Origin of the sequence: Streptosporangium album, from assembly GCF_014203795.1 — a bacterium.
GTDB classification, from domain to species: Bacteria; Actinomycetota; Actinomycetes; order Streptosporangiales; family Streptosporangiaceae; genus Streptosporangium; species Streptosporangium album.
Genome location: NZ_JACHJU010000003.1, coordinates 495,502 through 515,813, shown reverse-complemented (window position 1 = coordinate 515,813; position 20,312 = coordinate 495,502). Strand labels below are relative to the sequence as shown.

Sequence of the window (20,312 nt, the reverse complement as noted above, 5' to 3'; positions counted from 1 at the left end):
GATGAAATGAGCGTGTGGACGTAAAGACGCTGATTGACCTCTATGACACTCTCCTCCTCGATCTTGACGGGGTGGTGTACCTCGGGCGCGATGCCGTACCGGGTGCTCCCGAGTCGCTGCGCGAGGCGGCGGAACACGGTGTGCGGCTCGCCTACGTCACCAACAACGCCTCGCGTACTCCGGGGGCGATAGCCGACCACCTGAGAGAGATCGGAGCCCCGGCGGGCCCTGAGGACGTGGTCACCTCGGCCCAGGCCGCCGCGCGGCTGGTGGCCGAACGGTTCGAGCCGGGCGCGGCGGTCCTGGTGGTCGGAGGGATGGGACTGCGTAGCGCCCTGCGTGCGCACGGACTGCGGCCGGTCAGCACCGCCATGGACAGTCCGGTCGCGGTGGTGCAGGGCATCGCCCCCGGGCTGTCCTATGGCCTGCTTTCGGAGGGTGCGCTGGCTGTGCGGCAGGGCGCACTGTTCGTCGCGGCCAACGCCGACTCGACCATGCCGACCGGCCGGGGCGAACTGCCGGGGAACGGCGCGATGACGCGGGTGATCACCACGGCGACCGGGGTGGAGCCGATCGTCGCGGGAAAACCCGAGCCGCCGTTGCATCGAGAGTCGATGCTGCGGACCGGATCGACCCGACCTCTGGTGGTCGGCGACCGCCTCGACACCGACATCGAGGGGGCCACCAACGCGGGGGTGGACAGCCTGCTGGTGCTGACCGGCGTGGCGAGCCCCCTTGACCTGCTGACCGCCGGCCCCCGGCACCGGCCCACCTACGTCGCAGCCGACCTGTCGGCCCTGCACAGGCCTTATCCGTCAGTACGCCGGAGTGAGGGCGGATGGATCTGTGACGGATGGACGGCCTCCTGGGAGGAGGGCCGTCTCCACCTCGAAGGGCAGGGAGACCCGCTTAACGGGCTCCGGGCGGCCTCTGCCGCGACATGGGAGGCCGCCGGAGAGGGACAGGCGGACGAGGACGCGGTGAAGACCGTGCTCGGCTCCGTGTGTACCGGCCGTACGTCACTCCGGTGACGTCAAGGGGCGTCGGGAGAACGGGCTCCTTGCCTCCCTCGCCGAGAAGATCCGCCGGGTCAGGGAACGGCCACGCCCCGCCCGTTTCGGGGGAAACGTCGGCGCGTCCCCGGCTCGGCCTCCGGGTGGGATCTTCAGAGGAGCTTGCGGAGACGGAGAAGGTCGCCGAAGCTGGCATCGATCTTGACACGACCGCCGAACACGGCGCGCCCCATGTCGAGCTCCCCGTTGACCAGGGAGACCAGGTCGTCACTGCCGATGGTCAGCTTCACCTCGGCGGACCTGCCGTCAGCGGGTGGCGAATCATCGAATGGGCCGAGGCCACCGTGATGGAGGCGGCCGTAGAAAGTGACGCCGAGATCGCGGATGTGGCAACTGATACTGCGTTCGACCACATGCCTGCTGCGGCTCTCCTGGTCGATCTCGTCGAACTGCTCGGCGAGTTTGCGTAGCGCCACCCTGCACTCGTCGACGGTTGCCATCGTGCGGCACTCCCTTCCGTTCGGACCGGCCTTCCGTTCGGGCCAGTCCGAATCCTACGAACCTACCGACGTTGACATGCTCCCAGGTCTGCGGGCGGGATCGCCGTCTCGCATTCCGGTAGCGTTCACATGAACACGACGTGCGATCCGGCACGCGAGGGTACACATCGCAGGGGAGCGGTTCTGCCATGGCGTTCGAGGCGCCTGCCCGGCGCGTTCGACCTGGTCGGCGGCGAGGAAGCCGCCCGGCCGCGGAGCTGGGCAACGATACCGGGGCGACGAGTGCCACAGCTTCCGATACGGTCAGGGACGTCCACGGACGGAGTCGGCCGCGCGCCACGTGCCCGTGTGACCACCATGACGGCCGAGAGCACTCCGGAGGGGGCGCATGACGGACCTGCCGGAGGAGATCGGCGAGGAGCGGGTCGACACCGCACTGGGTGGGCTCGCCCAGCTCGGCGCGTTGCCCGTCTCGGCGCACGTGGGTGTGTTCGAGGAGGTGTTCACCGGGCTCGAACAGTCGCTCGCCTCGGTGGAAAATACCCCGGACCAGCAGCGATGAGCCGACGGACGCGTCTCGACAGCGAGCTCGTGCGCCGGAAACTGGCCCGTTCCCGAGAACAGGCCGCCCAGCTCATCGAGGCGGGCCGGGTCAGCATAGGCGGACAGTTGGCGGCCAAGCCGGCGACACAGGTGGACACCGCCTCCGCCATTGTGGTCACCGAGGCCGCCGAAGGCCCCGACTACGTCTCGCGGGGGGCGCACAAGCTCCTCGGCGCCCTGGAGGCCTTCGGGCCACGGGGACTGACCGTCGCGGGGCGGCGCTGTCTGGACGCCGGAGCCTCTACGGGGGGCTTCACCGACGTGCTGCTCCGTAACGACGCGGCGCACGTGCTCGCCGTCGACGTCGGATACGGCCAGCTCGCCTGGTCGTTGCGGACCGACGATCGGGTCACGGTCATGGAGCGGGTCAATGTCAGGGACCTGACCCCTGAAATGGTCGGGGAGGCCCCCACCCTGGTCGTCGGCGATCTCTCCTTCATCTCGCTGCGCCTGGTGCTGCCCGCCCTGACCCGATGCGCCGCCGAGCAGGCTGACTTCGCGATGCTTGTCAAGCCGCAGTTCGAGGTCGGCAAGGAACGGGTCGGGGCGGGAGGGGTCGTCCGTGATCCCGCACTGCGAGCGCAGGCCGTGCAGGATGTGGCTGAAACCGCGCAGACGCTCGGTCTGACCGTGCGTGGCGTCACCGCGAGCCCGCTGCCAGGCCCGTCGGGCAACGTGGAGTACGTCATCTGGCTGGGCAAGGGGGACGGTGCGCCGCCGGTCGCGGACCTCGGCGTCGAGATCGAACGCGCGGTGGCAGAGGGTCCTCGGTAGTAGTTATCCCCTGAAAGAGTGAACATGACTACGAAGCGCACCGTGCTGGTCACCGCCCATACCGGGCGAGGCGCGGCCGTGGAGGCCGCTCGGGTGGTGATCGGCCGGCTGCTGGACGCCGGGCTGACCGTGCGTATCCTCAACGCCGAGGCGGATGCCATCGCGTGCGCGGGCGCCGATGTGGTGCCCGCGAGCGCCACAGCCGTCCAGGATGCCGAGATGATGATCGTGCTCGGTGGTGACGGCAGCCTTCTGCGGGCCGCCGAACTCGCCCGCCCCGCCGGTGTGCCGCTGCTCGGCGTCAACCTCGGGCACGTCGGTTTCCTGGCCGAGGCCGAGGCCGAGGATCTGACGGTCACGGTGGACTGCGTGCTCCAGGAGCGCTACGACGTGGAGGAGCGGATGACCATCGATGTCACCGCCCGCCTCAACGGGCGGCTGCTGGCCGACACCTGGGCGCTCAACGAGGCCACCGTGGAGAAGAACGACCGGATGCTCGAGGCGGTCGCCGAGATCGACGGGCGGCCGCTGTCGCGCTGGGGGTGTGACGGGGTCATCTGTGCCACGCCGACCGGTTCCACCGCTTATGCGTTCTCGGCTGGCGGGCCGGTGGTCTGGCCGGAGGTGGAGGCGCTGCTGCTGGTTCCGATCAGTGCCCACGCGCTGTTCTCCCGGCCGCTGGTGATCTCCCCCCGCTCCACACTGGCTCTGGAGGTCCAGCCGGACACGGCCGGGGCGGTGCTGTGGTGCGATGGCCGCCGCAGGTTCGACCTGCCCGCCGGAGCGCGGGTTGAGTTCCGGCGGGGTGAGGTGCCGGTACGGCTGGCGCGGCTCCATGGTCTGGAGGACACCGGGGCGCCGTTCACCGACAGGCTGGTCGCCAAATTCGATCTTCCTGTGCAGGGGTGGCGGGGCCGTACGAGGCCGTAGCGCGTCCGGGCGATTCCCGGCCCAAGCGCGTAGGATCGTGCCCGCGCACCGCACTGATGTTCGGTGAATTCGATGTGACGGGAGGGGCCAGTGCGACCCAGGGTCGAGGAGGTCCGCATCCAAGGGCTCGGTGTGATCGACGAGGCCGTCCTGGTGCTGTCGCCGGGATTCACCGTGCTCACGGGCGAAACCGGTGCGGGCAAGACCATGGTGGTGACCGGCCTGGGGCTGCTGTTCGGCGGCCGGGCGGACCCCGCTCGCGTCCGGCCCGGCTCGGACAAGGCCACCGTCGAGGGCACGCTCGTGGTCGACCCGGCGGGCAGGGTTGCCCAGCAGGTGCAGGACGTGGGTGGTGTGGTCGAGGACGGGGAGCTGATCATCTCGCGTACGGTCTCCGCCGAGGGCCGCAGCCGCGCCTGGCTGGGGGGTCGTGCCGTCCCCGTGGGCACGCTCACCTACCTTGCCGAGGACCTGGTGGCCGTCCACGGCCAGATGGACCAGCAGCGGCTGCTCCAGCCCGGCCGCCAGCGTGCTGCTCTCGACCGCTATGCGGGTGAGGACCTGGTCAAGCCGCTGCGGGCGTACGAAAATGTCTATAAACGGCACAAGCAGGTCGCCGACCAGCTGGCCGAACTCACCGCCAGAGCCCAGGAGCGCGCCCGGGAGGCCGATCTACTCAAATTCGGGCTCGAAGAGGTCGAGAGGGCCGACCCCAAGCCGGGCGAGGACGTCGAGCTCCGCGAGGAGATGGAACGGCTCTCCCACGCCGACTCCCTCAGGAACGCGGCGGAGGTGGCGCACCGGGCCCTGCTCGGTGACCCCATGTCCAGCGAGCAGGCCATGCAGGATGCCGTCACCTTGGTCGGCCAGGCCCGCACGGCCGTCGAGGCTGTCCGGGAGTTCGACCCGGTGCTGGCCGGAATCGCCGACAGGCTCGCCGAGGCGGGTTACCTCATCTCCGATGTCGCCACCGAGCTGGCCTCCTACGCTGAGTCGGTGGAGGCCGACCCGGTCCGTCTCTCGGTGGTGCAGGAGCGCCAGTCCGTGCTGGCAGGCCTCGTGCGCAAGTACGGCCAGGACACCGGCGTGGTGCTGGCCTGGGCGGCCCAGGCCGCGCTGCGCGTCGCCGAGCTCGAAGGAGACGACGAGCGGATCGGTGACCTCACCCGCGAGTATGAGGAGCTCACCGGGCGGCTCACCGAGCTGGCCGCAGAGCTGACCCGGATCCGGACGACCGCCGCCGAACGGTTCGGGGGGGCCGTCACCGAGGAGCTCACCGCGCTGGCCATGCCACACGCCCGGGTGGTGGTCGGCCTGACGGATACCGGTGACTTCGGCCCGCACGGTGTCGACGAGGTCGAGCTGCGGATGTCCCCGCACCCCGCCTCTCCTCCGCTGCCGCTGAACAAGGGCGCGTCCGGAGGTGAGCTGAGCCGGGTGATGCTCGCCATCGAGGTCGTGTTCGCCGGTGCCGACCCGGTGCCGACGTTCGTGTTCGACGAGGTCGACGCGGGCGTGGGCGGCAAAGCCGCGGTGGAGATCGGCCGTCGGCTGGCGCAGCTGGCCCGCACCGCGCAGGTGATAGTCGTCACTCATCTCCCCCAGGTGGCGGCCTTCGCCGACCAGCATCTGGTGGTGGAGAAGGCCGGCGACGGCAGCGTGGTGCGCAGCGGCGTGGTCGCCCTCGACAGGGACAGCAGGGCTCGGGAGCTTTCCCGTATGCTCGCGGGGCTGGAGGACTCGGAGCTGGGCCGTGCGCACGCGGAGGAACTGCTCGCGATCGCCGCTGCTGACAAGGCCTGAAGAGGACTGTTTCCCCTCTCTCGGGGGAGCAGGAACCCGCGGGAATCTTCCATGACGAATCCGGCATCCTGTCGGAGGGTTGGCTTTCCCAGTCGTTTGCTCTGGCAGGATGGTCGTAATGAAGGTGCCGATTGACGAGCTTCGGAGCAAGCTCAACGGTTACCTCCGCCGAAGGAAGGTCACGGACCTTCCCGGGGTGACGGCAGTGGCGAGAATCGATCGGCGGACCAAGGGACTGACCAAACGCCTGAGGCCCGGGGAAATCGCGATTATCGATCACGTTGACGTTGACCGGGTGAGCGCGGAGGCGCTTGTCGCGTGCGGCGCGGCGAGCGTGATCAACATTGCTGCGGGCATCAGCGGCCGCTACCCCAACCTGGGGCCGCAGATCGTCGTCGAGGCCGGGGTGCCGTTCATCGACAACGCCACCCCCGAGCTGTTCGATCGGGTCAAGGACGGCGAGCTGGTCCGGGTGCACGAAGGGGCGGTCTACCTCGACGACGAGCTGGTCGGCAAGGGCGACATCCAGACGGCCGAGTCCATCGAGGCCGCGATGGCCGAGGCGAGGGCCGGGCTGACCATCCAGATCGAGGCCTTCGCGGCCAACACCATGGAATATGTCCGGCGTGAGCGTGATCTGCTCATCGACGGGATCGGGGTGCCCGACATCCGGACCGTCATGGAGGGGCGCCACGTCCTCATCGTCGTGCGCGGTTACCACTACAAGGAGGACATCGCCGTCCTCCGCCCCTACATTCGCGAATACCGTCCGATCATGATCGGGGTCGACGGTGGCGCCGACGCCCTCATGGAGGCCGGTTACCAGCCCGACATCATCGTGGGCGACTTCGATTCGGTCTCCACCAAGGCGCTCACCTCCGGAGCCGAGCTGGTCGTGCACGCCTACAGAGACGGCCGGGCCCCCGGTCTGGAGCGGGTCCAGCAGCTCGGCCACGACGCCGTGACCTTTCCGGCGATCGGCACCAGCGAGGACATCGCGATGCTGCTCGCCGACGACAAGGGCGCCGACCTGATCGTCGCCGTCGGCACTCACGCGACCTTGGTGGAGTTTCTCGACAAGGGCCGTTCCGGCATGGCCAGCACCTTCCTCACCCGTCTCCGGGTGGGCAGCAAGCTCGTCGACGCCAAGGGCGTCAGCCGGCTCTACCGCAGCCGGATCTCCACTCCTTCGCTGCTCCTGCTCGTGGCGACCACGCTGATCACCATGGGAGTCGCGATCTTCTTCTCCCCGGTGGGCAAGATCTGGGTGGACAGCGTCCGTGACGGCTGGAACGGCTTCATCTTCTGGTTGGTCGGACTCTTCTCGTGATCGATTTCCGTTATCACCTCGTCTCCATTGTCGCGATCTTCCTCGCGTTGTCGGTCGGCATCGTGCTGGGCACCAGCTTCCTGGAAGACCCCGCCATCAAGACGGCCCAGAGCCTCGCCGACGGGTTGAGCAAGGGGAACACCGCGCTCCGTGACGAGATCGAGGCCCTTCAGACCCGTCAGACGGGTAATGACGCCTTCGTCACCGCCGCGACCCCCCGGCTGGTCCAGGACGCGCTCGCGACCGAGAGCGTCGTGATCGTGGAGGCCCCCGGTGCCACGTCGGGCATGCGCGAGGCGGTGCAGGAAGTGATCGCCGCGTCGGGGGCGACCGTGACCGGCAGGGTCACCCTCACCGACCGCTACGTCGAACCCGGCCGGATGGCCTCCATCGACAAACTGGTCACCGAGGTGAAGCCCGTGGACCTGAACGTGCCTGTGGAGGGCACGACCTATGACAGGGCGGCCACGTTGCTCGCCGACGCGATCGTGACCAGTGACCCCGCGCAGGTGGGCAAGGTGAACCCCACGGCGACCGGGATCCTCGAAGCCTTCCAGCGAGACGGCCTGCTCAGCGTCACCGACCAGCCCGCCAAGCGTGCGGACCTGGCCGTGCTGATCGCCCCCGCGGAGCCGTACACCGGGGAGAGCGCCGCTCCGCAGGCGAGCGCGATCGTCTCGATGGCCCTGGGCCTGGACGAGGCCAGCCGAGGTGCTGTGCTGGCCGGTGCTCTGCCCGCCACCACGGCGGGCGGGGCGATTGCCGCGCTGCGTGAGGACACCGCCGTCGCGGAGAAGGTCTCCAGCGTCGACAACGTCGATATGCCCGCGGGCCGGATCGTGGTGGTCTACGCTCTACGGGAGCAATTGTCCGGGGTCACGGGGCAGTACGGCATCGGCTCCGGTGTCTCGGGCATCGAGCCCAGCGCGTCCCCCACCCCCTCGGCCACCTCCGGAGGATGACCCAATGGCCCGTCGTGCTTTTCTCGGAGCCCTGGCCGGAGCCTTTCTCGGCGCGGCGGCCGCCCGTGCCGCCTACGTCGCCTTCACCCGAAGACCACCGGTCGGCGACGCGGAGACCTGGAACCGGACCAACCACCGGGGCGAGCCCATCACCCTGCTTGAGGGGCCGGCCTTCGCCGTGGGCGCGGGGGTGGCCGCCGCCGCGATCCCAGGGCTGCCCGCCAGGATCCGCGCGGCCGTCCTGCTGACCGTGGCCGGCAGCGGTGGTCTCGGCGCCTATGACGACCTGTACGGTGCGACGTCCTCCAAGGGCTTCAAGGGTCACCTCAGGGCTCTGGCCAAAGGTGAGGTCACCAGCGGCACCATGAAGTTCATGGGCATCGGAGTGACGGGCCTGGCCGCCGCAGCGCTGACCTCCCGCGGTCCCGTCGACACCGTGGTCAACGGCGCGCTGGTCGCGGGGGGCGCCAACCTGGCCAACCTCTTCGACCTGCGCCCCGGCCGCGCCATCAAGGTCGGCCTGCTCACCGGTGCGCCCCTGCTCGCCGCGGGTCTCTATCGGAATGCTCCGGTCTCGGCCACGCTGGCCGCGCTGCCCATCGGCGCGGCGGTCGCGCTCCTGCACGAAGACCTCGGTGAGCGGGCGATGCTGGGCGATGCGGGAGCGAACGCGCTGGGCGCTCTGCTCGGCCTGGCCGCCTCCGTCGCTCTCGGCCGCCCCGGACGCCTGGTCGTGCTCGGCACCGTGGTCGCGCTGACCGCGGCCTCGGAAAAGATCAGTTTTACCAAGGTCATCGCCGGTCACCCCGTGCTCAACCGCATCGACATGCTCGGCCGTCGCCCCGTGGAGCAGGCGCCCATCCACTGATGACCAGAAAGATCGGCCGGGGGATCGCCGGGGCGGCGCTCCTCATCGGCATCGTGACCGTGGCAGCCCGGTTAGTCGGGTTCGGCCGTTATCTCGTCCAGTCGCAGACGGTCGGCAATCTCTGCTTGAGCACCGCCTACAACACTGCCAACTATGTGCCCAACATCGTCTTCGAGCTGGTGGCCGGCGGCGCGCTGGCGGGGATGGTGGTGCCGGTGCTGGCCTCCGCGGCGTCACGGGCCGACGTCGATCCTGAGGCCAGGGCGGAGGTCGGCCAGACCACGTCGGCTCTGTTGACCTGGGTGATGCTGGCCCTGGTGCCGCTGACCCTGCTCATCGCCGCGTTCGCCGGGCCGATCGTCACGCTGCTGGTCGGAAACGTACGGGACTGCGATGTCTCCCAGGTCATCGAGGCCGGGACGAGCATGCTCGTCGTCTTCGCCCCGCGCATGATCTTCTTTGGCCTCGCAGTGGTCCTGTACGGCGTGCTCCAGGCCCACCGGCGGTTCATGGGACCGGCCCTGGCACCGCTGGTCTCCAGTCTGCTGATCGTCGCCTCCTATCTGGTGTTCGGACCGGTCGGCAACGGAGCCGCCCACGACCTGTCACGTCTCACGACGGCGGGGCAGCTGGCTCTCTCCCTCGGCGCGACGATCGCGGCCGCCGCGATGGTGGTCACCGTGGCCGGCCCGGTGGCCCGGCTGCGGTTGCGGCTGCGGCCCTCGCTGTCCTTCCCTCCGGGCGTCGCGGCCCGCGCGAGGCGGCTCGCCACCGCGGGCATCGCGGTGCTCATCGCCCAGCAGGTCGCGCTGACCGTCGTGGTCCGCCTCGCCAACGAGCTGGGTGGGGCGGGAGCGACGGGTGTCTACACCTATTCCTGGGCGCTGTACCAGCTCCCCTTCGCGGTGCTCGTGGTGCCGATCGCCACCAGTTCGTTCCCGGTGCTGTCCGCCCGGGCCACCGACGGTGACCGGGCCGGTTTCGACGGCCTCGCCTCCTCCACCACACGGGCGATCCTGCTGGTGACGGGCCTGGCGGCCGGGGTGATGGCGGCGGTCGCCGTGCCGGTGTCCCAGGTGTTCCTGGAGGGCACACCGGGTGGGGATCCCGGGGAGATGGCCAGAGCCGTCGCGCTGTTCGCGCCGGGTCTGACGGGATATGCACTGATGCTCCATCTCGCGCGGGTTCTGTACGCCCACGGCAGAGGCAGGCCGGCGGCGGTCGCGTCGGTGGCGGGATGGGCCGTCGCGCTGGCCGCCCAGATCCTGCTGGCCCGTGCCGCCCACGCCAGGCCCGACGTCGTGGGACAGCTCGCGCTGGGCAGCACCGTCGGCATGACCGTGGGCGGAGGGCTGCTGGTGCTCGCGGTGCTCGGGGCTGTCGGTACGGCGGCGCTCGACGGAATATGGCGGGCGCTGCTCGCCACCGTGCTCGGTGGGATCGCCGCTTACGGCGCCGGTCTCGCCGTCGTCACGGCTTTCGGCGACGTGTCACGCTGGATGTACGTGGTGGTCGGGGTGGTGGCCGCGGTGGCCGCCTCGGCGGTGTTCGCGGCTGTCGCCGCGGTGATCGACAGACCGGATGCCCGGATGCTGCTGAGGCGGTTCAGCCGGGTGTCCGGCACGGCGGAAAGGGACCTCTGACGATGGCTGACTCGGGTTCGCGGCTGGCGTTCGTGCTGGGTACCAGCACGGGCGGGGTCGGGCGACACGTGGCGATGCTGGCCGGAGGGCTGGTGCGGAGGGGGCACCAGGTGGTCGTGGCCGGGCCGCCGGACACCGACGAGGCCTTTGGGTTCGGCCTGCTCGGGGCGCGGTTCGTGCCGGTGCCGATCTCGGACCGGCCCCGTCCGCGCAGCGACCTGCGCGCGGTGCGGGCCCTGCGGGCGCTGCGGGGAGCGCACGCCGTACACGCTCATGGGCTGCGGGCCGGTGCGCTGACCGCGCTCGCCCTGACCGGAACCCGGACAGGCCTGGTGGTGACCCTCCACAACGCCTCCACCGCGGCAGGTGCGATCGGCGCGGTCTACAGGGTTCTCGAACGGATCGTCGCCCGCCGCGCCGATCGGATCCTGGTGGTCTCTCCCGATCTGGGAGAGCGGATGGCGGAGCTGGGCGCCAGGCATGTGGGGCCGGCCGTGGTGCCCGCGCCCGCGCTGGCCCCCTCGGGGCGCGGGCGGGAAGAGATCCGCGCCGAACTCGGCATCGGGGATCGGCCCGTCTTCCTGACGGTCGCCAGACTCGCCCAGCAGAAGGGCCTGGAGGTCCTGCTCGACGTCGCCGCCACTCTCGGCGCGGGCCGTACGCCAGTCGGCCCCGCGCCTCGGGCGGTGTTCCTGATCGCCGGCGAGGGGCCGTTACACGCGGAGCTGCAGGGCCGTATCGACAGGGAGAACCTGCCGGTATGCCTCCTGGGTGACCGCGGCGACGTCGTGGACCTGCTCGGTATCGCGCGAGCCCTGTTGGTGCCCAGCCGATGGGAGGGGCAGCCGCTCAACGTGCAGGAGGCCCTGCGGGCCGGGACACCGGTGATCGCCACCGCGGTGGGCGGCGTCCCGTCGATGGTGGGTGAGGGCGGGCTCCTGGTGCCTTACGGGGATGTCGCCGCGATGCGCGAGGCGGCGGAGAGACTGCTCGCCGACGACGAGCTCGCCGGAATCCTGGCCGAGGCGGCTGCCAGGAGGGGCGCCGGACTGCCCGGTCCGGAACAGGCGCTGGATGCCGTGCTGGCGGTGTACGACGGGCTCTCCCGGAGGTAGCCGGTAGGGAAACGAATCCCCACGCCTTGCCTGATCGTTGGATTAGGCGCTTCCAAGCGTCACACCTATACTGGCTTGGTTAGGGGGGGAGTATCCCTTCGCGACAGTCTCGTCATCACGGTGTTGCCTCGCTCCACGAGGCCCCCGGGGCTGTTGGTCCGCGTCCAGATCTCTGCGGGCGGGAGAGACCTCCGGCAGTCAGTCGTGCGCGCCGCCGGAGGGTTATTCATCGTGATTGTTCCTTTTTGGGCATGGATTGCCGTTATCGGTGGTCTCCTTCTGGTTCTTGCCCTGGATCTCTGGATCGTCGACCGGGGTGAGCCCCGAGAGTTCTCTCTGAAGCAGGCCGGTTTCTGGGTCGCCTTCTACGTCACGCTCGCGGTCGTCTTCGGCGTCGTGCTGTGGATCTTCGGTGGGCCGACCCCGGCGGGTCAGTTCTTCGCCGGCTACATCACCGAGTACAGCCTGAGCGTCGACAACCTCTTCGTCTTCTACATCATCATGACCCGCTTCGCGGTGCCCAAGGTGCACCAGCACAAGGTGCTGCTGGTCGGCATCCTGATGGCCCTGGTCATGCGCGGTGCCTTCATCGCCGTCGGCGCCGCCGCGCTGGCGAGCTTCGGGTGGTTGTTCTACGTCTTCGGCCTGTTCCTGATCTACACGGCGGTGCAGCTGGTCCGCCAGCACGGCCACGACGAGGACGAGGACGAGTACAAGGAGAACGCGGTACTGCGCTGGGCGCGGCGGGTGCTGCCGCACACCGACGACTACGTGGAATCCAAGGTCATCGTCAAGGTCGACGGCAAGCGCATGGTCACACCTCTGCTGATCGTGATGGTCGCCATCGGCACCACGGACCTGCTGTTCGCGCTCGACTCCATTCCCGCGATCTTCGGCCTCACGACCGACGCCTTCATCGTCTTCAGCGCCAACGCGTTCGCCCTGATGGGGCTACGTCAGCTCTACTTCCTGCTGGGTGGTCTGCTGCAGCGACTGGTCTATCTGAGCTACGGTCTCGCGTTCATCCTCGGTTTTATCGGGGTTAAGCTGATTCTCGAGGCGCTGCACTCCAGTGGCGTCTCCTGGGCGCCGGAGGTGCCCATCTGGCTGTCGTTGTCGGTCATCGGCGTCACCATGGTGATCACCACCGTGGCCAGCCTGATCAAGATCCGTCGCGACGGACGCGAAAGCAAGGAAATCACCACCTCCGCGAGTGGCACGCAGGGCTAGCGGATCGGCGTGTGAGGGGCTTTGCTTGTCTGGTTGCGCCATACAAGGGCAGAGAAGATGGGTAGCATCCTGCCTCAAGGCAGGTAGACATACCGGTCTAATGCCGCAAGACATGACAAAAGGTTCCCCGTGTCCCACGATTCTGCAAGCCACCAGCCAGGCCGGGTACGGCTGGCACGTGGCGTCTCCCCGTGGTTGCTCCCGACCGTGGCCGCCGCCGCAGTGACCTCACTGCTCAGCCGCCGTGACCGGCGCTGGGCGTTGGCGGCGGCTCCCTTGACCGCGCTCGCCGGTGGCATGCTCTGGTTCTTCCGCGACCCCGAGCGCACGCCAGGTCCCGCACGGATCCTGTCGCCCGCCGACGGCGTGGTGCAGAGCATCGATCCCTGGCCGGACGGCCGCACGAGGGTGGCCATCTTCATGAGCCCTCTCGACGTGCACGTCAACCGTGCTCCGCTGGCCGCCACGGTCACCTCGGTGGAGCACGTGGCCGGAGGGTTCGTGCCCGCCTTCAACAAGGACAGCGACAAGAACGAGCGGGTCGTGTGGCATCTGGACACCGCGCTCGGCGACATCGAGCTGGTCCAGATCGCCGGTGCGGTCGCGCGTCGCATCATGCCCTACGTGACGGCAGGGGCGAAGGTGGCCAGAGCCGAGAGGATCGGGCTCATCCGGTTCGGCTCGCGGGTGGACCTCTATCTCCCCGAGGGAATCACCCCTGCCGTGTCGGTCGGGCAGCGGACCGTCGCGGGGGTGACCGGACTTGACCACGGCTGACGCGAGCTGGCCGCTGGATGAGACGGACGACGAGCCCCGAGGGCCTGTCGGCAAGGCGTTCCGGCTCTCGGCTGCGGACTCTCTCTCCCTCGGCAACGCCCTGTGCGGCTTCCTCGCCGTCTGCGTGCTGGCCTGGTCGGCGATCAACCAGCTCCAGGCGGGCGTGAAGTTCGCGGCCGTTCCTCAGTTCTTCGGCACCGCGGTGGTGCTGCTCTTGATCGGTGCCACCTGCGACCTGTTCGACGGTCTGGTGGCCCGTAAATTCCGTGCCTCGGCCATGGGGGCCGAGCTGGACAACCTGGCCGATGTGATCAGCTTCGGCTTCGCCCCCGCCTTCATGGTGGTCATCTGGGGTGGTTTCACCCATAAGGTGCCGTTCCCGTTGGTGATGGTCGCCGCCGCATCGGTGCTGCTGGCCGGGGTGATCCGGTTGGCGCGCTTCGCCTGCGTGAAGACCACGAGCGGTGACTTCATGGGTCTGCCCATCCCCATGGGCGCCATGACGGTGGTCTCGATCGTGCTGCTGTTCCCGCCGTCGGTCGTGACCCTGCTGCCCATTTTCGGCGTGGCCTACCTCATGGTGAGCCGGATCGAATACCCCAAGCCCAAGGGCAACCTGGCCGCGGCCGTGCTCGCCTGGATGATGATCAACGTTGCCTGCCTGACCATCTGGGCCGCGGGACTGGCCGGTGGCGACACACTGATCAAGGTCGGCGCCATCATGCAGGTGACCATCGTGGCCGCCATCCCCCTGCGCGTCCTGATGTTCAAGAGGGAGAAGCGCAAGGAGCGCAGGGAGTCCGAGAGCCTCACCTGACCGATCACGGCCTCCGCCGCCGACCGGTCCGCGGGCCGATGTCCGTATGGTCCGCGTGAGGGATGTCCGCGGGCCGGTCCGCACGGCTGACGCCTCGTGCGTCAGCCGTGCGGGTGGTGTCTACCAGCCGCGTTCCCGCCACTCCGGCAGGGAGGGCCGCTCGGCGCCGAGCGTGGTGTCCCTGCCGTGACCCGGGTACACCCAGGTCTCGTCGGGCAGCCGGTCGAAGACGCGCTCCGACACGTCCGTGAACAGCTGGTTGAAGCGCTCCGGGTCCTTGTTGGTGTTGCCGACGCCGCCGGGGAACAGGGAGTCGCCGGTGAACAGGTGACCGGGGTGGTGCAGGGCGATCGAGCCCGGCGTGTGCCCGCGCAGGTGGATCACCTCCAGCGTCACCACGCCGACGGTGACCCCGTCGCCGTGTTCGACCTCCAGGTCCACCGGCACCGGCAGCGCGCTCGCGTCGAGGGGGTGTGCGACCACCGCCGCGCCCGTCGCGGCGGCGACCTGCTCCAGGGCCTGCCAGTGGTCGCCGTGCTGATGGGTGGTGACGATCTTGCTGATCGGCTGGTCGCCGATCAGCTCCAGCAGCCGGTCGGCGTCGGCGGCGGCGTCGATCAGCACGCCGTCGCCGGTCTCGTTGCACCGCACCAGGTAGGCGTTGTTGTCGAACGGGCCGACCGCCAGCTTGGAGATCGTCAGGGCGGGCAGCTCACGCACGTCGGCGGGACCACCGACCTGCACGTCACCGGTGTACGTCATGGGTACTCCTCAGGAGGGGCAGCGGGCAGGTGAGGGGGCGCCGGCATGATCAGCCACGGTGGCGGCGCCGGTAGCGGCCCGGCGCCGGCTCCGGCGGGCCGGTTGCCACGTGACCCCTCCGGCATCACCCTAAGCCCCGTCCCCGGCGAGCGGCCGGTCAGCCAGCCCAGCAGGGTCCAGGCATCGCCCTGCACCACCGGTCCCGATCCGAGATCCCGCCAGACCTGATGGTGATTGTCGCCCTCCTTGACCTCCTCGACCACGATCTCGCTGACCGTGCCGAGCTCGTACGGCCAGGACACCATCGCGTCGTGTAACTCCCTGCGGACGAACGTCTCCGGCCAGTCGGCGCACCCGTAGCCCGCCCCCAGGTCAACGTGGTGCATCTCGATCTCGCGTAGCCGGCGGACCAGCACGTACCAGGCAGGGTGGCCGGGCGGGCGCATGCCGCTGATCATCGTGGTCCACCCCTTGGCGGGCACCATGTCGATCGCCTTGGCCAGGCCCGCCGCGCTCTCCTCCAGGTCGGCCAGTTGCTCCTTCGCGGGCCGTGCGGCTCCCGCCTCGATCCCGGCGTCGCGTGCCGCCGGATCGGGGTACTGGGGGGTCACGACGCCGGTTCTGGCCCATGTCATGAGGTTGACGTGACTATCGGCGTTGCGTGCGAGGTGGGCGAGCACGTGCCCCCGGGTCCAGCCAGGCAACCGGGAGGGCGCCGCGACGCCGTCGTCGGACAGTCCGGCGGCGGTGGCGAGCAGACGGGCGGTGGAGATGGTCAGCTCGGCCCGGAGCGTTTCCAGGACGTTCATCAGGACTCCTTGGACGTGAGGCCCCTTCGGATGAGGAGGATCTCGTCTCACCACTCCACCATCTGGGCGGGGTTCCGGGCCAGGGCATAAACGATCGTGTCCCCGTGGTTGGAAGATGTGGCCGAGTCATCAAGCGACCTCGATGACTCGCGGGAAGCCCGTAGTCTGGAGACGGCGGGGAAACCCAGAGCCCTCCGGACGTTGCTCCGAAAATTGTCGGACCCCGTCGCTAGTCTTCCCGCGACCGCTCTTAACCTTCTACAACGACGTCGGGACTGCAGTGGCTGACCGCCTCATCGTGCGTGGCGCACGCGAACACAACCTCAAGGACGTCTCGCTGGACCTGCCGCGAGACTCTCTGATCGTCTTCACCGGACTGTCCGGCTCGGGTAAGTCCAGCCTGGCCTTCGACACCATCTTCGCCGAGGGCCAGCGGCGCTATGTCGAGTCGCTGTCGGCCTACGCCCGCCAGTTCCTCGGGCAGATGGACAAGCCCGACGTCGACTTCATCGAGGGGCTGTCGCCCGCGGTGTCGATCGACCAGAAGTCGACGAGCCGTAACCCGCGTTCGACGGTCGGCACGATCACCGAGGTCTACGACTACCTCCGCCTGCTCTGGGCGCGCATCGGCAAGCCACACTGCCCGCAGTGCGGCCGTACGATCGCCCGGCAGAGCCCGGAGCAGATCGTCGACCGGGTGATGGAGCTGCCGGAGGGCACCCGATTCCAGGTGCTCGCCCCGGTGGTCCGCGGCCGCAAGGGGGAATACGCCGAGCTTTTCAGCCAGCTTCAGGCCAAGGGCTTCGCCCGGGCCCGTGTCGACGGCACGGTGGTCCGGCTGGACGAGCCGCCGACGCTGAAGAAGCAGGAGAAGCATGACATCGAGGTGATCGTCGACCGGCTGACGGTCAAGGAGAGCGCGCGCAGTCGTCTCACCGGTTCCGTGGAGACCGCTCTGCAGCTTTCGGGTGGCACGATCACGTTGGAGTTCGTCGACCTCCCCGAGAACGACCCGAACCGTGAGCGCTTCTACTCCGAGCACCTCTACTGCCCCTACGACGACCTGTCGTTCGAGGAGCTGGAGCCTCGCTCGTTCTCCTTCAACTCGCCCTTCGGGGCCTGTACCGAGTGCACCGGCCTCGGGGTGCGGATGGAGGTCGACCCCGACCTGATCGTGCCCGACCCGGAGAAGGCGCTGGACGACGGCGCGATCTCCCCATGGGCCGGCGGGCACACCAGCGATTACTTCGTCCGCCTCGTCGAGGCTCTCGGTCTCACGATGGGTTTCAAGATCACCACCCCGTGGGAGAGGCTTCCGAAGAAGGCGCAGAACGCCCTGCTGCACGGTTACGGCGAGCAGGTCCACGTCCGCTACAGCAACCGCTACGGCCGTGAGCGTTCCTACTACACCACGTTCGAAGGGGCCATCCCCTGGGTGCAGCGCCGCCATGCCGAGTCCGAGAGCGACGGCATGCGGGAGAAGTACGAAGGCTACATGCGGGAGATCCCCTGCCCGGCCTGTAAGGGAGCCAGGCTCAAGCCGGTCTCCCTGGCCGTGACGGTGGACGGCCGGTCGATCGCCGACGTCTCGGCGATGTCGATCGGTGACTGCGCGGCGTTCCTGGCCAAGCTGGAGCTGTCCGACCGGGACATGCAGATCGCCGAGCGGGTGGTCAAGGAGATCAACGCCCGGATGGGTTTCCTGCTCGACGTGGGCCTCGACTACCTGACCATGGACCGTGCGTCGGGCACCCTCGCCGGAGGCGAGGCCCAGCGCATCCGGTTGGCCACCCAGATCGGCTCGGGTCTGGTCGGCGTGCTCTACGTGCTCGACGAGCCGTCCATCGGCCTGCACCAGCGTGACAACCAGCGGCTGCTGGAGACCCTGATCCGGCTACGGGACATGGGCAACACGCTCATCGTGGTCGAGCACGACGAGGACACCATCGCCGCGGCCGACTGGGTGGTGGACATCGGCCCCGGCGCGGGTGAGCACGGTGGCCAGGTCGTCGTCTCCGGCACGGTGGCGGACCTGCTGGCCTCCGAGGACTCGATGACCGGCGCCTACCTGTCCGGACGCAAGAGCATCGTCATCCCCGCCCATCGCCGCAAACGCGACAAGAAGCGGCAGATCACGGTGAAGGGCGCCCGCGAGCACAACCTCAAGGGCGTGGACGTGGAGTTCCCCCTCGGGGTGTTCACCGCGGTCACCGGCGTCTCGGGATCCGGCAAGTCCACACTGGTCAACGACATCCTCTACAACGCCCTGGCCAAGGAGCTCAACGGCGCGCGCACCGTCCCCGGCCGTCACTCGCGGGTCAACGGGATGGATCTCGTCGACAAGGTCGTGCACGTCGACCAGTCGCCGATCGGACGCACCCCACGGTCCAACCCGGCGACCTACACCGGCGTCTTCGACAAGGTCCGCGACCTGTTCGCGCAGACCACCGAGGCCAAGGTCCGCGGCTATCAGAAGGGCCGGTTCAGCTTCAACGTCAAGGGCGGCCGGTGCGAGGCATGCTCGGGTGACGGCACCATCAAGATCGAGATGAACTTCCTGCCGGACGTCTACGTGCCGTGTGAGATCTGCCACGGGGCTCGATACAACCGGGAGACCCTGGAGGTCCATTACAAGGGCAAGACGATCTCCGAGGTGCTCGACATGCCGATCGAGGAGGCACTCGGCTTCTTCGACGCGATCCCGTCCATCAAGCGCTACCTCCAGACGCTGAACGACGTCGGCCTGGGCTATGTCCGGCTGGGGCAGCCGGCCACGACGCTGTCCGGTGGTGAGGCGCAGCGCGTCAAGCTCGCCTCCGAGCTGCAGCGCCGTTCCACCGGCCGGACGATCTACGTGCTGGACGAGCCGACCACGGGCCTGCACTTCGAGGACATCCGGCGGCTGCTGGGCGTGCTCGGCAAGCTCGTCGACGGCGGCAACACGGTCATCGTCATCGAACACAACCTGGACGTGATCAAGACCGCCGACTGGCTGATCGACATGGGACCCGAGGGAGGCTCCCGAGGTGGCAGCGTGCTGGCCACCGGCACGCCCGAAGAGGTGGCTCTGGTCGACGACAGCCACACCGGACGGTTCCTGCGCAAAATCCTCGGCACCTGAGGCCGGATGGGGAGCCGGGCTACCGCGTCAATACCCTTGACGCGGTAGTCCGGTTTTGGCGGGGGACATTGCGAGAAGGGCCGCGATGAGCAGTAGTGAAGGTTCCACGATGCCCACACGCAGGCACGTGATCGGCGCCACGGCGGCCGTGGCGTGCGGGGCGGCGCTCACCGGCTGCGCCGGCGGCGAACCCGGTCCCGGTGTCGTGCCGCCGGGCATCAAGGGCAAGGTCATCGCCCAGACGGCAGATGTGCCGGTAGGCGGCGGCAAGGTCATCGCCAAATGGAAGATCGTGATCACTCAGCCCTCGGCAGGGGTGTTCAAGGCGTTCACCGCGAGCTGCCCGCACAGGGGCTGCTCGGTCGGCCGGGTCGCGGACGGGGTCATCCGCTGCCCCTGCCACGGCAGCGAGTTCGCCGCCGACTCCGGCAAGTGCCTCAAGGGCCCGGCCGAGGCTCCGCTGGTCGAGTTCGCGCTGAAGGTCGACGGCGACGGCATCGTGATGACCTGATCCGGCCGTCGCTGACATGGACATAAGCGCATCGAAGGCGTAATTCTTCACAGCCCTCCGACAAGGGGTACGGCATGCTGAACCGGCAGCGGGGTGCAGCCGTAACTGAAGATGAAGCTGAGGACTCTGGAGGACGACCATGACTGATACGACGCGTCGTGCGGTGATGTTGGGCGCGGGAGGTGCCGGGATGGTGGCGGTGTTGACCGCGTGTGCCGGTTCCGGCGAGCCGGCTGCCGACGGGGCCGCGGAGACGGGGGCCGGGGCACCCTCGTCCGGTCCCGCGGCGAGTTCGAGCACGGGGTCGGACTCGGGAGCGGGCTCCGGGGCGAAGGCGCTGGCCAAGGCCGGGGACATCCCCGAGGGAGGCGGCAAGGTCTTCAAGGATGCCAAAGTGGTGGTGACCCAGCCGAAGGCCGGAGAGTTCAAGGCCTTCAGCTCTGTCTGTACGCATCGAGGGTGTGATGTCGCCTCCGTCTCGGAGGGCACGATCAACTGCCCGTGCCACGGTAGCAAGTTCAAGATCGAAGATGGCTCCGTCGCCAACGGTCCGGCTGACAAGCCTCTGGCCGAGAAGGCGATCAAGGTCGAGGGAGACTCCATCACCCTGGCCTGAGCACCGCCCGCGGGGTCGGCACGGGGCAGGCGGACCCGGCGCCGACGGTGCGGACCATGTCTCGCGGGGCGGTTCCCGTGCCGACGCCACGGGGGCGGGCGCGGGAACCACCCCGCATGGAGATGCCG

19 protein-coding genes are annotated in these 20,312 nt (G+C 69.0%); 16 read left to right on the top strand and 3 right to left on the bottom strand.

Features of this window, described 5'->3' with window-relative positions; translation table 11 throughout:
* Positions 1–14: 14 nt before the first annotated feature.
* Complete coding sequence (locus FHR32_RS32220) at positions 15–1,031, top strand: HAD-IIA family hydrolase (protein ID WP_184758290.1); 1,017 nt, start codon at positions 15–17, stop codon at positions 1,029–1,031.
* A 134-nt stretch (positions 1,032–1,165) separates the two neighbouring features.
* On the opposite strand, the gene FHR32_RS32215 is transcribed toward FHR32_RS32220, so the two are convergent.
* Complete coding sequence (locus FHR32_RS32215) at positions 1,166–1,513, bottom strand: SCP2 sterol-binding domain-containing protein (protein WP_184758289.1); 348 nt, start codon at positions 1,511–1,513, stop codon at positions 1,166–1,168.
* 388 nt (positions 1,514–1,901) lie between these two features.
* On the opposite strand from FHR32_RS32215, the gene FHR32_RS32210 reads away from it, so the two are divergent.
* The 12 genes from FHR32_RS32210 to pssA all read left to right on the top strand — a co-directional run bounded on the left by FHR32_RS32210 (position 1,902) and on the right by pssA (position 14,365).
* Positions 1,902–2,075, top strand: a complete 174-nt coding sequence (locus tag FHR32_RS32210) for a hypothetical protein (protein ID WP_184758288.1) — start codon at positions 1,902–1,904, stop codon at positions 2,073–2,075.
* Entirely contained in the window at positions 2,072–2,890 is an 819-nt protein-coding gene (locus tag FHR32_RS32205) for a TlyA family RNA methyltransferase (protein WP_184758287.1), read from the top strand. The genes FHR32_RS32210 and FHR32_RS32205 overlap by 4 nt, the downstream gene beginning before the upstream one ends.
* Before the next feature lie 24 nt (positions 2,891–2,914).
* Positions 2,915–3,820 (top strand): NAD kinase, encoded by a 906-nt coding sequence (locus FHR32_RS32200; RefSeq protein WP_184758286.1) that lies wholly within the window; start codon positions 2,915–2,917, stop codon positions 3,818–3,820.
* 90 nt (positions 3,821–3,910) lie between these two features.
* Positions 3,911–5,623, top strand: a complete 1,713-nt coding sequence (gene recN, locus FHR32_RS32195; RefSeq protein WP_184758285.1) for a DNA repair protein RecN — start codon at positions 3,911–3,913, stop codon at positions 5,621–5,623.
* Between the two features lie 118 nt (positions 5,624–5,741).
* Positions 5,742–6,953 (top strand): putative cytokinetic ring protein SteA, encoded by a 1,212-nt coding sequence (gene steA / locus FHR32_RS32190; protein WP_184758284.1) that lies wholly within the window; start codon positions 5,742–5,744, stop codon positions 6,951–6,953.
* The gene (locus FHR32_RS32185; protein WP_184758283.1) at positions 6,950–7,915 is read left to right on the top strand and encodes a copper transporter; all 966 of its coding nucleotides are present in this window, start codon (positions 6,950–6,952) and stop codon (positions 7,913–7,915) included. Before steA ends, FHR32_RS32185 begins: the two co-directional genes overlap by 4 nt.
* A gap of 4 nt (positions 7,916–7,919) precedes the next feature.
* Positions 7,920–8,783, top strand: coding sequence for a hypothetical protein (locus tag FHR32_RS32180; protein ID WP_184758282.1), 864 nt, complete (start codon positions 7,920–7,922; stop codon positions 8,781–8,783).
* A complete protein-coding gene (gene murJ / locus FHR32_RS32175) occupies positions 8,783–10,426 on the top strand; it encodes a murein biosynthesis integral membrane protein MurJ (RefSeq protein WP_184758281.1) in 1,644 nt (547 codons plus the stop codon). Before FHR32_RS32180 ends, murJ begins: the two co-directional genes overlap by 1 nt.
* 2 nt (positions 10,427–10,428) lie before the next feature.
* Positions 10,429–11,541: a glycosyltransferase gene (locus FHR32_RS32170; RefSeq protein ID WP_184758280.1), complete on the top strand. Its 1,113-nt coding sequence runs from the start codon at positions 10,429–10,431 to the stop codon at positions 11,539–11,541.
* A 231-nt stretch (positions 11,542–11,772) separates the two neighbouring features.
* Positions 11,773–12,771, top strand: a complete 999-nt coding sequence (locus tag FHR32_RS32165) for a TerC family protein (protein WP_184758652.1) — start codon at positions 11,773–11,775, stop codon at positions 12,769–12,771.
* A 129-nt stretch (positions 12,772–12,900) separates the two neighbouring features.
* Positions 12,901–13,548, top strand: a complete 648-nt coding sequence (locus FHR32_RS32160) for a phosphatidylserine decarboxylase (protein ID WP_184758279.1) — start codon at positions 12,901–12,903, stop codon at positions 13,546–13,548.
* Positions 13,535–14,365: a CDP-diacylglycerol--serine O-phosphatidyltransferase gene (gene pssA, locus FHR32_RS32155; protein WP_184758278.1), complete on the top strand. Its 831-nt coding sequence runs from the start codon at positions 13,535–13,537 to the stop codon at positions 14,363–14,365. Before FHR32_RS32160 ends, pssA begins: the two co-directional genes overlap by 14 nt.
* A gap of 120 nt (positions 14,366–14,485) precedes the next feature.
* On the opposite strand, the gene FHR32_RS32150 is transcribed toward pssA, so the two are convergent.
* Together FHR32_RS32150 and FHR32_RS32145 are read right to left on the bottom strand one after the other, a co-directional pair.
* Positions 14,486–15,127: an MBL fold metallo-hydrolase gene (locus FHR32_RS32150; protein WP_184758277.1), complete on the bottom strand. Its 642-nt coding sequence runs from the start codon at positions 15,125–15,127 to the stop codon at positions 14,486–14,488.
* Complete coding sequence (locus FHR32_RS32145) at positions 15,124–15,936, bottom strand: maleylpyruvate isomerase family mycothiol-dependent enzyme (RefSeq protein WP_184758276.1); 813 nt, start codon at positions 15,934–15,936, stop codon at positions 15,124–15,126. Before FHR32_RS32145 ends, FHR32_RS32150 begins: the two co-directional genes overlap by 4 nt.
* 280 nt (positions 15,937–16,216) lie before the next feature.
* Here FHR32_RS32145 and uvrA point away from each other — a divergent pair, with 280 nt between their 5' ends.
* The 3 genes from uvrA to FHR32_RS32130 all read left to right on the top strand — a co-directional run bounded on the left by uvrA (position 16,217) and on the right by FHR32_RS32130 (position 20,184).
* Positions 16,217–19,057, top strand: coding sequence for an excinuclease ABC subunit UvrA (gene uvrA, locus FHR32_RS32140; protein ID WP_184758275.1), 2,841 nt, complete (start codon positions 16,217–16,219; stop codon positions 19,055–19,057).
* A 109-nt stretch (positions 19,058–19,166) separates the two neighbouring features.
* Positions 19,167–19,568, top strand: a complete 402-nt coding sequence (locus tag FHR32_RS32135; protein WP_246468062.1) for a Rieske (2Fe-2S) protein — start codon at positions 19,167–19,169, stop codon at positions 19,566–19,568.
* 139 nt (positions 19,569–19,707) lie between these two features.
* Complete coding sequence (locus FHR32_RS32130) at positions 19,708–20,184, top strand: Rieske (2Fe-2S) protein (protein WP_184758273.1); 477 nt, start codon at positions 19,708–19,710, stop codon at positions 20,182–20,184.
* Positions 20,185–20,312: the final 128 nt, after the last annotated feature.

Bases quoted from the DNA above. Each gene is read 5' to 3' on its own strand.
- FHR32_RS32215 (WP_184758289.1), bottom strand. From the start codon at position 1,513: ATGGCAACCGTCGACGAGTGCAGGGTGGCGCTACGCAAACTCGCCGAG.
- FHR32_RS32210 (WP_184758288.1), top strand. From the start codon at position 1,902: ATGACGGACCTGCCGGAGGAGATCGGCGAGGAGCGGGTCGACACCGCA.
- FHR32_RS32205 (WP_184758287.1), top strand. From the start codon at position 2,072: ATGAGCCGACGGACGCGTCTCGACAGCGAGCTCGTGCGCCGGAAACTG.
- FHR32_RS32200 (WP_184758286.1), top strand. From the start codon at position 2,915: ATGACTACGAAGCGCACCGTGCTGGTCACCGCCCATACCGGGCGAGGC.
- steA (WP_184758284.1), top strand. From the start codon at position 5,742: ATGAAGGTGCCGATTGACGAGCTTCGGAGCAAGCTCAACGGTTACCTC.
- FHR32_RS32180 (WP_184758282.1), top strand. From the start codon at position 7,920: ATGGCCCGTCGTGCTTTTCTCGGAGCCCTGGCCGGAGCCTTTCTCGGC.
- murJ (WP_184758281.1), top strand. From the start codon at position 8,783: ATGACCAGAAAGATCGGCCGGGGGATCGCCGGGGCGGCGCTCCTCATC.
- FHR32_RS32170 (WP_184758280.1), top strand. From the start codon at position 10,429: ATGGCTGACTCGGGTTCGCGGCTGGCGTTCGTGCTGGGTACCAGCACG.
- FHR32_RS32150 (WP_184758277.1), bottom strand. From the start codon at position 15,127: ATGACGTACACCGGTGACGTGCAGGTCGGTGGTCCCGCCGACGTGCGT.
- FHR32_RS32145 (WP_184758276.1), bottom strand. From the start codon at position 15,936: ATGAACGTCCTGGAAACGCTCCGGGCCGAGCTGACCATCTCCACCGCC.
- FHR32_RS32135 (WP_246468062.1), top strand. From the start codon at position 19,167: ATGCCCACACGCAGGCACGTGATCGGCGCCACGGCGGCCGTGGCGTGC.
- FHR32_RS32130 (WP_184758273.1), top strand. From the start codon at position 19,708: ATGACTGATACGACGCGTCGTGCGGTGATGTTGGGCGCGGGAGGTGCC.